Genomic DNA, 14754 nt, shown 5'->3' with positions numbered 1-14754 from the left:
CCAGATAGAACCCTACCAACCTCTGAACCCAGGAGAATACAATGACAATCGTGGCAGAACCCACCCTGGCCCAACAATTAGAACTGGACCAGTACGGCATCAAAAACAGCCAAGAAATCGTTCGCAACCCCTCTTACGACCAACTTTTCGCGGAAGAGACACGTTCTGACCTGGAAGGGTTCGAGCGCGGTGTAGTGACCGAACTGGGCGCCGTTAATGTCAACACCGGTATCTTTACAGGCCGCTCCCCGAAAGATAAATATATCGTCAAAGATGCCACCACCCAGAATACTGTGTGGTGGTCTGACCAGGGTAAGAACGATAACAAAGCCATTACCCCGGAAGTGTGGTCACATCTGAAATCCCTGGTGACCAAACAGCTCTCAGGCAAGCGCCTGTTTGTGATCGATGGCTTCTGCGGTGCCAACCCGGATACCCGTCTGGCCGTGCGCGTCATCACAGAGGTGGCCTGGCAGGCTCACTTCGTCAAGAACATGTTCATTCGCCCGAGCGATGAAGAGCTGAAAGTCTTCAAACCTGACTTCGTGGTAATGAACGGTGCCAAGTGCACCAACCCGAACTGGAAGGAGCAGGGTCTCAACTCCGAGAACTTCGTTGCCTTCAACCTCACCGAGAAGATCCAGCTCATCGGCGGCACCTGGTACGGTGGCGAGATGAAGAAAGGGATGTTCTCCATGATGAACTACTTCCTGCCTCTGCGCGGCATTGCCTCCATGCACTGCTCCGCCAACGTGGGTCAGGACGGCGACGTTGCCATCTTCTTCGGCCTCTCCGGCACCGGCAAGACCACCCTCTCCACCGATCCCAAGCGTCAGCTGATCGGCGATGACGAGCACGGCTGGGACGATGACGGTGTGTTCAACTTCGAAGGGGGCTGCTACGCCAAGACCATCAAGCTCTCCAAAGAAGCCGAGCCGGACATCTTCAACGCCATCCGTCGCGATGCGCTGCTGGAAAACGTGACCGTTGCCGCCGATGGCACCATCGACTTCGATGATGGCTCCAAGACCGAGAACACCCGCGTCTCCTACCCCATCTATCACATCGAGAACATCGTCAAGCCGGTCTCCAAGGCGGGTCATGCCAACAAGGTGATCTTCCTGACTGCCGACGCTTTCGGCGTGCTGCCCCCGGTTTCCAAGCTGACCAAGGAGCAGACCAAGTACCACTTCCTGTCTGGCTTCACCGCCAAACTGGCAGGTACCGAGCGCGGCATCACAGAGCCGACTCCGACCTTCTCCTCCTGCTTCGGTGCGGCCTTCCTCAGCCTGCACCCGACCAAGTACGGTCAGGAGCTGGTGAAGCGGATGGAAGCGGCCGGCGCGGAAGCCTATCTGGTCAACACCGGCTGGAATGGCACCGGCAAGCGCATCTCCATCAAGGATACCCGCGCCATCATTGACGCCATCCTGGACGGTTCCATCGAGAAGGCCGAGACCAAGATACTGCCGGTCTTCAATCTGGAAGTGCCGACCGCACTGCACGACGTGAACCCGGCGATCCTCGACCCGCGTGACACTTATGCCGACAAGGCCGAGTGGGATGCCAAGGCAGAGGATCTGGCCCAGCGCTTCATCAAGAACTTCGAGCGCTTCACCGACAACGAAGAGGGCAAGCGCCTGGTCGCGGCAGGTCCGCAGCTGTAACGCCAGCCCCCGTCTTCTTGCAAACTGTAATACCGGTCAGCCCTGCTGACCGGTATTTTTTTAACCAGATGGCGGCGTTTGATCCCCGCCAAACCTTGCCTTGTGGGCGGTTGCGCGTTAGATTCAGCCCAACTTTATACAATATACAATTTTGTAACGATTCCCCTGTGACCCGACCATGACCCCACCCTACAAGACCCGAACCCAGATGGTGATGGAGAACCTCCGCGGCCGGATCCTGCGTGGGGAGTTTGCCGCCGGCGCCCCTCTTCGTCAGGATGCCATCGCCAAGGAGCTGGCGGTGAGCCGCATTCCGGTGCGGGAAGCCCTGATGCAACTGGAGGCCCAGGGACTGGTGAAATTCGAGGCCCACCGCGGCGCCGTGGTCACCATGCTGGACGCCTCGGCCATCGAGGAGCTCTTTTATTTGCGAGCCCTGCTGGAAGCCGATACCCTGTTTCACGCCGTCGACCTGATGACGGAGGAGACCTTTGCCAAGGCAGAGGCCATCCTGGCCCAGTTTGATCAGGCGCTCGAGTCAGGCACCCAGATCGAACACTGGGCAGAGTTGAACCACAGTTTTCACGCCACCCTCTATCAGGCTGCCGGTCGCCCCCAGGCGCTGGAGCTGATTGCCCAGATCAATCTGAGCTGTGACCGCTATGTACGCTTCGAGCTGCTGTTTGCCAGCGACGGAGTGGACAAGGCCGAACGTGAGCACGCCCAGTTGCTGGCGCTGTGTCGCGCCCGCCGCAAACACGAGGCGGTGGTGCTGCTCAAGCAACATATCGAGGCGGCTGGCCAGTCGATCAAACGGATCCTGGACAGCGGCTACAACCACTGAACACTCACATCACTACAATCTGGCATTAACGACATGAATCATTTCGAGATTATTGAAACCCGCGTCGCCCAGGTCAGGGCCGCTCTGGCCATTCAGGAGCTGGACGCCTTCATAGTCCCCCACGATGACGAGCACCTGGGCGAATACATTCCCGCCTACGCAGAGCGTCTGGACTGGATCACGGGTTTCAACGGCTCCGCCGGGCTCGCCATCATAATGGCGCAGCGGGCGGCCCTGTTCATCGACGGTCGTTACACGGTGCAGGCCCGCATGCAGGCACCGGCCGAGCTATTCGAGTTTCTTCATCTGAACGAAGATCCCCATGTGCAGTGGCTGGCTGAACAACTGCCGTCCGGCTCCCGGGTCGGCTTTGACGCCCGCCTGCACAGCCTCGCCTGGTATCGACACGCCAAGGCCCTGCTGACGGAACGCGGCATCGAGCTGGTACGGGTCGATGAGAACCCCATCGACCTGCACTGGAGCGATCGCCCCGCGCCGACCAAAACCCCGGTCATTCTCTACAGCGAAGAGCTGGCAGGCCAGTCGAGCCAGGCCAAGCGCGAACTGCTGGCCACAGACCTGCGCAAGCGCGGGCTGGATGCCGTACTGCTGACCCAGGCCGAGCCCATCAACTGGCTGCTCAACCTGCGTGGCCGTGACGTGGAGCGTCTGCCGGTAGTGCTGGGTTTTGCGGTGCTCTACGCCAACACCAGCATGGATTTCTTCGTCGACACCGACAAGATTGACTGCCTCGCCTTCTCCAGACATGTGGGACAGGATGTCTCCGTCTACCCCATCGACAAGCTGGGTGACGTGCTGCAACGCATTGGTGAAAACCAGCAAAGAGTACTGGCCGACCCCAACACGGCCAACGCCTGGACCCAGCTCATCATGGAAGAGGCAGGCGCCATCCTGGTGGAAGGTCAGGATCCGACCATGCTGCCGAAGGCGTGCAAGAACCCGGTGGAGCTGGCCGGCATGCAGCGCGCCCACCTGCGTGACGGCGTCGCTGTTACCCGTTTCCTCGCCTGGCTGGATCGGCTGATCGCCTCCGGCGAATTCGAGGGGGTGGATGAAGGCACCCTGGCCGATCAGCTGGAAGCCTTCCGTCACGAGCAGGAACACTACGTCGAGCCAAGCTTTGACACCATTTCGGCGCTGGGGCCCAACGCCGCCATGTGCCACTACCGTCACACCAACGGCACACCGCGCCCCTTCGGTCAGGACAGCATCTATCTGGTGGATTCCGGTGCCCAGTATCTGGACGGCACCACTGACATCACCCGCACCGTCAAGGTGGGTGAGGTGACTGACGAGCACAAGGCCATGTTTACCCGGGTGCTGCAGGGCCATATCGCGCTGGATCAGGCACGCTTCCCGCGCGGTACCGCCGGCATCCAGCTCGACGTGCTGGCCCGCATGCCGCTGTGGCAGGCGGGTTACAACTATGACCACGGCACAGGCCATGGTGTCGGTCACTTCCTGAGCGTGCACGAAGGCCCCCAGCGCATCGCGCCCAAGGGGAGCCTGGTGGCGCTGCAACCGGGCATGGTGCTCTCCAACGAGCCAGGTTACTACCGGGAAGATGCGTTCGGCATCCGCTGCGAAAACCTGGTGGTCGTGACCGAACAGGAACAGATGGGCGAACTGGCGATGCTGGGCTTCGAGCGCCTGACTTATGTGCCGTTCGATACCCGCCTCATCGATCGCAGCCTGCTGAGCCCGGCCGAGTTCCGCTGGATCAACGAATACCATGTCGAGGTGTTCCGCCGCCTGAGCCCCCTGCTGGAGGGCGAGGATCTCCTCTGGCTGGAACAAGCAACCAGCCTCATCTGATGACACAGGGCCTGCGGGCCCTGTTTTTTGCCTCCCGTCTTGACCTGTATCAACACCCAGTCCCCTCAGGTCAGGACAATGACCGCCATGAAACCCCATGATCCCGACTCAATGCACAGCACTCGTGCCAGCAAGGCATCCGAGCACCCCAGGCTCAAGCGGGAGCAGCAAACGGTCAGCGCCATGATCCGCCTCTACTGCCACCACCACCATCAGGATCCCGCCTGTCGGCACTGCCAGCAGTTGCAAGCCTTCGCCCACCAGCGACTGCGGCGCTGCCGTTATGGTCACGGCCACAAACCGACCTGCGCCAACTGCCACATCCACTGCTATGCCCCCGCCATGCGCAAGCAGATCCAGCAGATCATGAAATGGAGCGGCCCGCGCATGCTGTGGCGTCACCCCTGGCTTGCCCTGTGCCATCTGCTGGACAGCCGCCGCAAGGCCCCAAGATTGCCCAACAGCCGGCCCCTGCCGCCCTGACACAGACCTTCGATCACTCGCGCCCGACATCATCAGGTACGCTTGCATCAGCCAGGGTGGCCCACTAACCTGTGACTCCTTTGACTGCCGCACGGCAGCACGCACGCAATGACAGGAGCCCGGATGCATCAGCCCCCCGTTTTGAGAGTGGCCACCCACGCCGACATGCACGCCATCTGGCAGATAGACGTCAACGTCTTCGGGGAGGATGTCTATCCAGGCTTCTTCTTTCGCCAGGCCATGGACCTGTGGCCCGAGCTGCTGCTGGTGGCCGAACTGGATGACAAGCTGCTTGGCTATGCCCTGGGTGGATTGGGACAGGATCGGTCGCAAGGCTGGCTGCTTTCCCTGGCTGTGTTGCCCGAGGCACGCGGTTTCGGTCTTGCCGAGCGCATGATGCTGCAGCTGGAGCAGGCACTGGCCCAGGTGCTGGTCGAACGGGTCAGACTGACGGTGGATCCGGCCAATCCGGCCAAACGCCTCTACTTTCGACTCGGTTATCAGCAAGTTGCCGAGGAGCGCGACTATTTCGGCCCGGGTGAAGATCGCCTGCTGCTTGAAAAAAGCCTCGGCTAATCCCGCTGCAGGCGTCGCCTCCCGCCAGTAAGCCTCATAATTGGTTACACTTTGCTGGTTTCATGCTCAATCCGGTTGGCGTAAAGTTGCACTCACTGACCGAATTAACCAGATTAGATGCTTGCCTAGGAGGCCCATCATGTTGAAACGTATGACCCTTATCGCCTTGTTGGCCGCCACCACTGCCACCACCCTCAGCGGCTGTGCCAACAGCGATGTCTACTCCGGCGATGTCTACACCAAGGATCGTGCCAAGCAGGTCCAGACAGTGAGCTACGGCACCATACTCTCTACCCGCCCGGTCAAGATCCAGGCCGATGAGAACTCTCTGGTCGGCACCATAGGCGGCGCCGTGGTCGGTGGCCTGCTCGGCAGCACCATTGGTGGTGGCCGGGGCAGCGATATCGCCGCCGCAGGGGGTGCCATCGCAGGTGCCGCAGCCGGTAAAGCTGCCGGCGACAAGCTCAATCAGGTTGACGGCGTCGAGCTCGAGATCAAGAAAGAGAACGGCGAATCCATCGTGGTGGTGCAAAAAGCCAGCCCCACCTTCGTACCTGGCGCCCGGGTACGCATGACCCAGGGCAACGGCAGCATCAACGTGGCCGTGGTGAACTAAGTACCAACCACCAAACGCCCACGAAAAAGCCCTCGCACTGCGAGGGCTTTTTTTATCGTGTTTTCCAGCCAGGGTTACTGACGGATCAGGCGGAAGATGGCGTAGCCCGGATGCTTGGCATCGTCCATCGGCAGGGTGGACTTGTACTCCAGATCCGCGCCGGCCAGTTGTTTGGCCTCCTCGCGGGGAGAAGAGTAGAGCCGCACGTCCACGTTGGCGGGCAGGGCCTTCATGTGCCAGTTGTTGTTGGCCGCCGGGCTGAAACCACCGGGGTTGTCGGCAGACTGGGCCTTCAGGTACTGGGCAATGATCTCCCGCGTCTCGAAGGGATCTTCGTGGACTATGTTGCTGCCGTCTATGCCCGGGAAGTGGCCGCCACCGCTGGCGCGGTAGTTGTTGGTCACCACGTAGAACTTCTGGACCGGGTCAATGGGCTGACCGTTGAAGGTGAGTGCACTGATGCGCTGGCCATTGCTGACCTTGTCCCCTTCCTTGTTGTAACGGGCCGGCTGGGTGATATCCACTTCATAGTTCACGCCATCGATCACATCGAAGTTGTAGGTGGGGAACGTCTCGTTCACCAGCCACTGCACCTCTGTCTTGCCGGTGTCGATCTGGTTGAACTGGCCGGCGCTCATCTCCAGCCACTCCTTGACTGTGGCCCCGTTCACTTCGACCACCTGCAAGGTGTTCGGATAAATATAGAGGTCGGAGACGTTGCGCAGGGAGATGTCGCCCTGAGCCACATAGGTGAAGTCATTGATGCCGTTGCGACCGCCACGGAAGGGAGCCGCCACCGACAAAATGGGGTAGGACTTCTTGAGCAGACCGTCTTGTTGCAGCTGTTCGGCGTGGCGGCGCTGGGCATCGCTCACCAGTTGCACCGAGGGATCATCCTGTACCAGAGCGAAGAAGCTGTGGATGGAGGAGGTGATCTTGCCGAGCGGTTCATCCAGCCACTGGTTGGTGGCATCGTGATCCGCCTGCACCAGATCGACGACCCGCTGATCCACGGCGCTGCCTTCGCTGGAATCGATCTTGCGCAGGCTGGCCTGGCTTTGCTTCACCTGCCACTTGCCCTCAACCTGCTCCAGGGTGAGGTCTATGATGCCCAGATGGTTGCCCCAATAGCCTGGCATCACGGTCGGCACGCCGCTCAGAGTGCCGGCCTGGTTGTCCACCTCCGGCAGATCCGGGAAATCACCGGGGAAGTTCTTGTGGGCATGCCCCAGCATGAGGGCATCCACCCCTTTTACCTTGGCCAGGTGCCAGGCGGAGTTCTCCATCATGGCTTCGTAGCTGCTGGCGTTGATGCCGGTGTGGGCGACCACGACCACTATGTCGGCGCCCTTGGCACGCAACTCGGGCACATAGTGGTTGGCGGTCTCGACCATGTCGGCCACCACCACCTTGCCTTCCAGATGACGCTTGTCCCACTGCAGCACCTGTGGCGGGGTCAGCCCCAATATGCCCACCTTGACGGTCTGCTCCTGCCCCTTGTCATCCTTCACCTTGCGCTCCAGCAGCAGGTAAGGGGTGAACTTGTTGCCACTCCAGTCGATCTGCCCCTTGGCATCGCGCTTGAAGGCGCCCGCCTCGAACACGTTGGCGTTCACATAGGGGAACTTGGCACCCTGCAGTGTCTTGGTGAGGTAATCCAGCCCGTAGTTGAATTCGTGGTTGCCCAGGTTTCCGGCGTCATAACCCAGCTCGTTCATGGCCTTGAACACGGGGTGGGCCTGCTTGTCGAGGTAACCGGCGCCCGATTGCTCGAAGATGTAATCCGCCAGCGGCGTGCCCTGAAGCAGGTCACCGTTGTCGAGCAGCAGGTTGTTGGGGTTTTCCGAGCGCGCCGCACGGATCAGCAAGGCGGTACGGGAGAGACCAAACTTGCGATCTTCCTTGTTCTGGTAGTAATCGTATCCCAGCACGTTGGAGTGGATATCGGAGGTCTGGATCAGACGCAGGGCCACAGCGCCCGGTTGCGTCTTGCTGTCGTTTTCATTGCTACAGGCAGACAACAGCACTATGGCTGCAATAGCACCCAGCTTCATGGTTTTATTCACTGTTTTTTCCCTTTTATTATGAGTGTCGCTTTACCAGCGACGGGAATTTAACAGACGAATATGTCATGGCATGAAGCCGGGATTAATTTTTATGAGGTGTGGCACAAAAATAGCCTTATGAGGCCAGCAAGGCCCCGCTCGCCAGTTGCAATGCCAGTCCCAACATGATTAAACCAACAATAATATCAATAGCTTGCTGCACCCGGCCCCGTGCAAGCCAGGGCGAGAGCGCGGCCGCACCAAAGGCGAGACTGTAGAACCAGACCAGGGAAGCCAGCATGGCCCCTGCCGCAAAGGCCGGGCGCAACGGTTCGGCAAACTGGCTGCCAAAGGAGCCGAGCAGCATCAGGGTATCCAGATAGACGTGAGGATTGAGCAGGGTCACCCCGAGCGTCATGGCCAGCACGCTCTTGACCCCCATCAGCCGGGGTGAATCCGCCAGCGCAGCCCCCTGCCCTTGCCAGGCACTGCGCAGGGAGCGCATGCCGAACCAGCAAAGAAACAGCACACCACCCCAGGTCAGCAGTGCCAGCCCGATGGGACTGGCTGCCAGCAGGTTGGCCCCGCCGAATACCCCAATCCCGATCAGGATGAGATCACACAGACAGCAGAGCGTCGCAGCCAGCAGATGGTGATTGCGATGTATGCCCCGGCTCAGCACGAAAGCGTTCTGGGCACCAATGGGAATAATCATGGCAAGGCCAAGGGTGAAGCCTTGCAGAGTGGTCGCGAACATGGATAAACCGTCCAGAAGAGTGAGTGGACGGCACTATAAAGGGCGGTGGGGTGTTCAGAGAAATTCATTAATCTGCTGAGTGATTCATTTCTCTAATCAAGCGGGATCCTGAGGGCAGGGATGAATTCCATCCGGCACCAACTGTCAATTGCATGATCTGACAATTGTGAGCCTGTCGCTCTGCCCCGAGAATCATTGGGTTTTATTGCATCAGCTTGGGGAAGTTGGTGACAACGACCTGCTCCAGATTGGGCAGCAAAATGCCACTGCTCACCCCCTTGGCGATGGCCTGGTAGCGATTCATCGACCCCGTTTTACGGGTGACCTGATTGAGGTGGTAGTTCACGGTACGTTCCGTGATCCCCAGGATGCAGGCAATTTCACCCGACGTTTTCCCTTCGCTGGCCCAGAACAGGCATTCGGTCTCACGGTCAGTCAGGGCCTCCTGAGGGTCATCTTCCCGCAGACTGACCCGCACAATCCGGATCGCCGCCTCGAAGATGTAGTTGGACATCCAGGAGAGGATGGGCGAGGACTCCAGCAGCAGATCGCTTGACGCCCGCTCGGCAGTGATGAACGACAGTATGCCGTTTTCCCCCGCCGCACCGTGCAGCGGAAACGAAATACCGTTTCGCAGCCCGAACTCCGCCGCCAACCCCATCACATCCAGACTGCCCTCTTGCAGAAAACGCGCCCGTTCATCCAGTCGGTTCCAATAAATGGGCAAGGTCTGCTTGCGGGCCAGTTGGATGATGGGATCACAGGCCAGCATATGGTTGGCCGTATAGGCCTGCACCCAGGAGTCAGGGCACTGATTGAACAGCACCACCTTGGGCCTTTGCATCGACATGGGAATGATCAGTGCGAACCGGTAGTAGTCATAGCCCATACCGAGCGTGAATCGACCGATCAACTCGGCCAAACGATCCCCGTCTGTTACCGAAGTGAAATGTTCGAGGTACTCAAGCAGTTGGTCTTGTTTCATATGCTAGCCCCCCTGGCCAGGGCCTCGATTATAGCGCCGAACACTGAAATGGAGACATCTGAATGCTTGTTTTCAAAGGAAAATTAAAAGAACACCCCAGATGGGAGGTAGAAAACGAGCTTTATCGCTTCCGTAATCGCGTCTTCTCCGATCGTCTCGGCTGGGATGTGGAGTCTCACCGTGGTCTGGAGCAGGACAGCTTCGACACCCCGGACACCCATTGGGTGCTGATCGAGGACGAAGAAGGCCTGTGCGGCTGCATCCGTCTGCTCAGTTGCGCCCAAGATTACATGCTGCCCAGCATATTCCCCACCGCTCTCGCCGGGGAGATGGCACCACGCAGCAGCGATGTGTGGGAACTGACTCGCCTCGCCATCGACGCCAACCGGGCGCCGCGCATGGGCAACGGGGTGAGCGAGCTGACCTGCGTCATCTTCCGCGAGGTTTATGCCTTCGCCAGGGCGAAGGGGATCCGGGAACTGGTCGCCGTGGTCAGCCTGCCGGTGGAGCGCATCTTCCGCCGTCTCGGCCTGCCCATAGAGCGACTCGGTCACCGTCAGGCCGTGGATCTGGGCGCCGTGCGCGGGGTCGGAATCCGCTTTCATCTGGATGAACGTTTCGCCCGTGCCGTCGGCCACCCCATGCAGGGCGAGTATGCCGATGCCAGGGAACTGGTCACCGAGTAAACGCCACATAAAAAAATCCCGGGATAAGGCCCGGGATTAAAAGTTCTCGCTATGGCCCGTTTCCACCCCATGCAAAAACGGACGCAAAAGAGTATCTCCTGAATACCTTTTGACCACCACTGTCACATCTCGCAGTGACAAACCCGCTTTCACCCTGCACACCACACCAGCCGTGCCTCTCGGCGATCCGGTCAGAGTTTCGTTGTTGTCCTGCCGTCACTCCAGTAGCATCTCTTCTCAATACCCTCTCTGATAAGGAATGCTGATGAAGGCGTTGGACTACAAGCTGCTGCTGGCGCTGGATGCCGTGATGCAGGAGCAGAACTTCGAGCGCGCCGCCCAGCGCCTGCACATCACCCAGTCCGCCATCTCACAGCGCATCAAGCAGCTGGAACAGCAGTTTGCCGAGCCGCTGCTCATTCGCAGCCAGCCACTACAGGCGACCCCTCTTGGCCAAAAGCTGCTGGCCCACTACCGCCAGGTGCGCCAACTGGAACTGGAGCTGGCCGGCGAGATCGCGCCCGACGAACCGCAGGCCCCGATCCGGGTCAGCATAGCGGTCAACGCCGACAGCCTGGCAACATGGTTCCTGCCAGCCCTCGCACCTCTGCTGGAGCAGCACCCCATAGAGCTGAACCTGCTGGTGGATGACGAATGCCGCACCCTGGATCGGGTACGCGAGGGTCAGGCCTTCGGTGCCGTCAGCCTGCACGGCCAGCCACTGGCGGGCTGCTGCGTGGACGAGCTCGGCGAGATGCGCTACCTGCTCACCGCCAGCCCCGCCTTCGTCGCCCGTCACTTTCCCGCCGGGCTCACCCCGGCAGCGCTGGCAAAGGCACCGGCGGTGGCTTTCGATCAGCGCGACGACATGCATGTGAGCTTCATGGCGCGCCACTTCGGGCTGGAACCCGGCGGCTATCCCTGCCACACGGTGCGCTCGTCAGAAGCCTTCGTCGCCATGGCCGAGCAGGGACTCGCCTACTGCCTCATCCCGGAACTGCAGATCCGCCAGCAGCTGGCACAGGGGAGACTGCTCGATCTCAGCCTGTCACATCACCTCATCGAGCGCCTCTACTGGCACCGCTGGGTACTGGAGCGCGGGTTGCACAAACAGATCTCCCAGCGTCTGATCAGCGAGGGGCGCCGCGCACTGCAACCCGGTTGACGGGGCCATTCACCTTGGCTTTGAGGGGGTAAAATCGTATAGTGCTGGGCGTTTCTTCATCAGGTCTCCACTCAGGTTCCTCACTTATGTTCCAAGACAATCCGCTGCTGGCCCAGCTCAAGCAACAAATCCGCGAAAACATCCCCAAGAAAGAGGGTGTTATCCGCGCCTCGGACCGGGGCTTCGGCTTTCTGGAAGTCGATGAGAAGACCAGCTATTTCGTGCCGCCCCCCTACATGAAAAAGGTGATGCACGGTGACCGGGTGAGCGCCCTGATCCGTACCGAAAAAGAGAAGGAAGTGGCCGAACCGGATGCCCTGCTGGAGCAGGCAGTGACCCGTTTCGTCGGTCGCGTCAAAATGTTCCGTGACCGCCTCAACGTGGTGCCGGACCATCCGCTGATCAAGGATGCCATCAAGGCCCGCGCCAAGAAGGGTCTGGATGAGAAGTCCTTCAAGGAAGGGGACTGGGTGGTTGCGACCCTCAAGCGCCACGCCCTGAGTGATGGCAACTTCTCTGCCGAGATCATCGAAAAGATCGCCGATCAGGAAGACCACAATGTGCCCTGGTGGGTAGTACTGGCTCGCCACAACCTGGCCCAGATAGAACCGGCTGATCTGCCGGAGTGGAAGGTGATCGAGGAAGAGGAGCTGCCACGCACCGATCTGACCGCGACCCCCTTCTTCACCATTGACGGCGCCAAGACCAAGGACATGGATGACGCCCTGGCCATCCGCAAACTGGACAACGGCTGGGAGCTGCTGGTCGCCATCGCCGACCCGACCGCCTATGTGGCCGAAGGCAGCGAGCTGGACAAGGAAGCCGCCCAGCGCGCCTTCACCGTCTACATGCCGGGTCGCAACGTGCCCATGATACCGCGCACCCTCTCGGACGAGCTCTGCTCCCTGAAAGAGGGCGAGGAGCGCAACACGCTCTGCGCCCGCCTGTTGATCGCCGAAGATGGCCTGCTGCTGGAGGAGACCGAGTTCTTCGCCGCCCGCATCATCTCCCATGCCCGTCTCAACTATGACGAGGTCTCCGACTGGGCCGAACAGGGTAAACCCCTTGAGATCGACGCCGGCGTGATGGCCCAGCTGCCACTGATGAAGGCCATGACGGAGGCGCGGATCAAGTGGCGTACCGAGCATGCGCTGGTGTTCCCGGACAGACCCGACTACGACTTCGAGCTGGGTGAAAACGGCGCCGTGCTGGCCATTCACGTGGAACCGCGCCGCATCGCCAACCGCATGATCGAAGAGTCGATGATCGCCGCCAACATCTGCGCCGGTCGCGTGCTGGGCAAGAGCGTCGGCTACGGCATCTTCAACGTCCACACAGGGTTCGATGAAGAGTCCCTCGACGGCGCCATCGATCTGCTGAAAAGCGCCGAGGCCCCGTTCGAGCGCGACGAGATCGCCAGCCTGACCGGCTTCTGCGCCCTGCGCCGCTGGATAGACAACCTGGACACCCGCTGGCTGGATGGCAAGATCCGCCGCTTCCAGAGCTATGCGCTGATGTCCTCCGAACCGGGTGCCCACTACGGCCTGGGGCTGGATGCCTACGCGACCTGGACCTCCCCGATCCGCAAATATGGCGACATGGTCAACCATCGTCTGCTCAAGGCCGTCATCGCCGGCAAGACACCGGGTGAGCGCCCAAGTACTGAGCTCACCGAGCACCTGACCGCCTGTCGTCGTCTGCACCGCATGGTGGAACGCGACATCGGCGACTGGCTCTATGTCCGTTACCTCAAGGCTGCCGCCGGCACCGATCAGGTGTTCAACGCCGAGATCATCGACGTGATGCGCGCCGGTCTCAAGCTGCGCCTGCGCGAAAACGGCGCCGTTGTCTTCATGCCAGCCCGTCACATCCTGGACAACAAGGATCGACTGGAGTGCAACTGGGACAACGGCCGTGTCTACCTGGACAAGACCGAAGTGGTCTATGAACTGGGTCAGGTTATCGAGGTCAAGCTGAGTGAAGCGGTGGAAGAGACTCGCTCCCTCATCGCCAAACCGGCAGTGGAGCTGGTACCAGGCCCGGCACCGGAAGCCCCGGTGGCCGACAGTGCCGTAACCGAGAACACGGTAGCCGAAAGCACTGAGACACCAGCCGAGGCCGCCCCCAAGGCGGAATAAGCCAAGCCTCTACAGCTCGATGCAAAAGCCCGCAACCCTGCGGGCTTTTTTATACCCCTTGTTTATGGCCGGCAGGAAGACGATGCCCTCACCCTCAGCCCCCTTGAGCCAACAGACGAACGCTCTGAGGAGCGGGTGGCCCGACGAGGAGATGGCCAGGAGTGCAATGACCTTCTACCTGTCTTGGCGCTGACCGGCTTTGGGGGCTTGCCCCGGAGTATGCCGACCAAGGCGATGCCTCCTCTTGGCTAACTGTGGCTTGCTTCTTTTTCACACCGGAGATAAGGTGAACATCACAAATGAACGAACGTTCGCTCACGAAATATCGACCAGCAGAGAGGAAGCCGACCATGTCCATCAATCACAACCGCCTGGAGCAGCGGCGGGAGCTGATCATCCAGGCAGCTCTCGGCTGCTTCATCGAGCGGGGCTTCCACCAGACAGGGATGCGCGACATAGCCGCCGCCGCTGGGGTGAGTCTGGGCAACCTCTATAACCACTTCGCCCGCAAAGAGGAGCTGATCGCGCTGATCGCCTCGCTGGAAGCCGCCGAGTTGCAGCCTCTGCTGGATGAGCTGGCTCAGGGCTCCGCCCGCGCGGCACTGGCCCGCTTCGCCGCTGGCTATCTCGCCTGGTCGCAGACGCCGGAGAATCTGCTGCTCGGCACCGAAATCCTGGCCGAGCTGACCCGCCACCCCGAGATGGCCGCCACCTTCGCCAGCAACCAGCGCCAGCTGTGCGATGCCCTTGCCAATACGGTACGGCGGGGACAGCAGGAGGGATGTCTGGAGGCAAGACTGGACCCCGATCTCACCGCCCAACTGCTGCTGGACGGGCTGGAAGGACAGGCACTGCGCGATGCACTTGTCCTCCATCCGGGTCAGCCCTCAGCGGCGCAACGACTGCCCCAGCTGCTGGACCTGCTGCTGGGGCCGGCCAACTGAGCCATGGATTCT

13 protein-coding genes are annotated in these 14754 nt (G+C 60.5%); 10 read left to right on the top strand and 3 right to left on the bottom strand.

Annotated features, from left to right (window positions below):
* Positions 1 to 41 precede the first annotated feature (41 nt).
* The 6 genes from pckA to OKC28_RS05685 all read left to right on the top strand — a co-directional run bounded on the left by pckA (position 42) and on the right by OKC28_RS05685 (position 6022).
* Positions 42 to 1667 carry a phosphoenolpyruvate carboxykinase (ATP) gene (gene pckA / locus OKC28_RS05710; protein ID WP_059113737.1) on the top strand — a complete coding sequence of 542 codons (1626 nt, stop codon included), beginning with the start codon at positions 42 to 44 and terminating at the stop codon, positions 1665 to 1667.
* Positions 1668 to 1845: 178 nt separating this feature from the next.
* The gene (locus tag OKC28_RS05705; RefSeq protein ID WP_270688079.1) at positions 1846 to 2511 is read left to right on the top strand and encodes a GntR family transcriptional regulator; all 666 of its coding nucleotides are present in this window, start codon (positions 1846 to 1848) and stop codon (positions 2509 to 2511) included.
* A gap of 33 nt (positions 2512 to 2544) precedes the next feature.
* Positions 2545 to 4347 (top strand): aminopeptidase P family protein, encoded by a 1803-nt coding sequence (locus tag OKC28_RS05700; protein ID WP_270688077.1) that lies wholly within the window; start codon positions 2545 to 2547, stop codon positions 4345 to 4347.
* Between the two features lie 78 nt (positions 4348 to 4425).
* Positions 4426 to 4830 carry a nitrous oxide-stimulated promoter family protein gene (locus tag OKC28_RS05695; RefSeq protein ID WP_241519070.1) on the top strand — a complete coding sequence of 135 codons (405 nt, stop codon included), beginning with the start codon at positions 4426 to 4428 and terminating at the stop codon, positions 4828 to 4830.
* Positions 4831 to 4953: 123 nt separating this feature from the next.
* Positions 4954 to 5406, top strand: coding sequence for a GNAT family N-acetyltransferase (locus OKC28_RS05690; protein WP_219614646.1), 453 nt, complete (start codon positions 4954 to 4956; stop codon positions 5404 to 5406).
* Between the two features lie 139 nt (positions 5407 to 5545).
* Entirely contained in the window at positions 5546 to 6022 is a 477-nt protein-coding gene (locus tag OKC28_RS05685) for a glycine zipper 2TM domain-containing protein (RefSeq protein ID WP_005315904.1), read from the top strand.
* Between the two features lie 74 nt (positions 6023 to 6096).
* Here OKC28_RS05685 and OKC28_RS05680 read toward each other — a convergent pair whose 3' ends face one another.
* From OKC28_RS05680 to OKC28_RS05670, 3 genes are all read right to left on the bottom strand, one after another.
* On the bottom strand, positions 6097 to 8076 hold the full coding sequence (locus tag OKC28_RS05680) for a bifunctional 2',3'-cyclic-nucleotide 2'-phosphodiesterase/3'-nucleotidase (RefSeq protein WP_270688224.1): 1980 nt from the start codon (positions 8074 to 8076) through the stop codon (positions 6097 to 6099).
* Between the two features lie 127 nt (positions 8077 to 8203).
* Entirely contained in the window at positions 8204 to 8824 is a 621-nt protein-coding gene (lysE, locus tag OKC28_RS05675; protein ID WP_270688071.1) for an L-lysine exporter, read from the bottom strand.
* 202 nt (positions 8825 to 9026) lie between these two features.
* Positions 9027 to 9809 carry a LuxR family transcriptional regulator gene (locus OKC28_RS05670; RefSeq protein WP_005315931.1) on the bottom strand — a complete coding sequence of 261 codons (783 nt, stop codon included), beginning with the start codon at positions 9807 to 9809 and terminating at the stop codon, positions 9027 to 9029.
* A 62-nt stretch (positions 9810 to 9871) separates the two neighbouring features.
* Between OKC28_RS05670 and OKC28_RS05665 the strand changes: the two genes are divergently transcribed.
* From OKC28_RS05665 to OKC28_RS05650, 4 genes are all read left to right on the top strand, one after another.
* Positions 9872 to 10495: an acyl-homoserine-lactone synthase gene (locus OKC28_RS05665; protein ID WP_058394881.1), complete on the top strand. Its 624-nt coding sequence runs from the start codon at positions 9872 to 9874 to the stop codon at positions 10493 to 10495.
* 265 nt (positions 10496 to 10760) lie between these two features.
* Positions 10761 to 11660, top strand: a complete 900-nt coding sequence (locus tag OKC28_RS05660; protein WP_270688067.1) for a LysR family transcriptional regulator ArgP — start codon at positions 10761 to 10763, stop codon at positions 11658 to 11660.
* Between the two features lie 86 nt (positions 11661 to 11746).
* Entirely contained in the window at positions 11747 to 13798 is a 2052-nt protein-coding gene (locus OKC28_RS05655; RefSeq protein WP_270688065.1) for an exoribonuclease II, read from the top strand.
* 350 nt (positions 13799 to 14148) lie between these two features.
* The gene (locus tag OKC28_RS05650; RefSeq protein ID WP_270688063.1) at positions 14149 to 14742 is read left to right on the top strand and encodes a TetR/AcrR family transcriptional regulator; all 594 of its coding nucleotides are present in this window, start codon (positions 14149 to 14151) and stop codon (positions 14740 to 14742) included.
* Positions 14743 to 14754 lie beyond the last annotated feature (12 nt).

Origin of the sequence: Aeromonas sp. D3, from assembly GCF_027705025.1 — a bacterium.
Classification (GTDB): Bacteria; Pseudomonadota; Gammaproteobacteria; order Enterobacterales; family Aeromonadaceae; genus Aeromonas; species Aeromonas salmonicida.
Note: the sequence above shows the minus strand (reverse complement) of the source record. Positions and strands in the feature narration are given on the sequence as shown.

What these genes read in the sequence shown, in the direction of transcription:
- pckA (WP_059113737.1), top strand. Translation starts at nt 42, where the DNA reads ATGACAATCGTGGCAGAACCCACCCTGGCCCAACAATTAGAACTGGAC.
- OKC28_RS05705 (WP_270688079.1), top strand. Translation starts at nt 1,846, where the DNA reads ATGACCCCACCCTACAAGACCCGAACCCAGATGGTGATGGAGAACCTC.
- OKC28_RS05700 (WP_270688077.1), top strand. Translation starts at nt 2,545, where the DNA reads ATGAATCATTTCGAGATTATTGAAACCCGCGTCGCCCAGGTCAGGGCC.
- OKC28_RS05695 (WP_241519070.1), top strand. Translation starts at nt 4,426, where the DNA reads ATGACCGCCATGAAACCCCATGATCCCGACTCAATGCACAGCACTCGT.
- OKC28_RS05690 (WP_219614646.1), top strand. Translation starts at nt 4,954, where the DNA reads ATGCATCAGCCCCCCGTTTTGAGAGTGGCCACCCACGCCGACATGCAC.
- OKC28_RS05685 (WP_005315904.1), top strand. Translation starts at nt 5,546, where the DNA reads ATGTTGAAACGTATGACCCTTATCGCCTTGTTGGCCGCCACCACTGCC.
- OKC28_RS05680 (WP_270688224.1), bottom strand. Translation starts at nt 8,076, where the DNA reads ATGAAGCTGGGTGCTATTGCAGCCATAGTGCTGTTGTCTGCCTGTAGC.
- lysE (WP_270688071.1), bottom strand. Translation starts at nt 8,824, where the DNA reads ATGTTCGCGACCACTCTGCAAGGCTTCACCCTTGGCCTTGCCATGATT.
- OKC28_RS05670 (WP_005315931.1), bottom strand. Translation starts at nt 9,809, where the DNA reads ATGAAACAAGACCAACTGCTTGAGTACCTCGAACATTTCACTTCGGTA.
- OKC28_RS05665 (WP_058394881.1), top strand. Translation starts at nt 9,872, where the DNA reads ATGCTTGTTTTCAAAGGAAAATTAAAAGAACACCCCAGATGGGAGGTA.
- OKC28_RS05660 (WP_270688067.1), top strand. Translation starts at nt 10,761, where the DNA reads ATGAAGGCGTTGGACTACAAGCTGCTGCTGGCGCTGGATGCCGTGATG.
- OKC28_RS05655 (WP_270688065.1), top strand. Translation starts at nt 11,747, where the DNA reads ATGTTCCAAGACAATCCGCTGCTGGCCCAGCTCAAGCAACAAATCCGC.
- OKC28_RS05650 (WP_270688063.1), top strand. Translation starts at nt 14,149, where the DNA reads ATGTCCATCAATCACAACCGCCTGGAGCAGCGGCGGGAGCTGATCATC.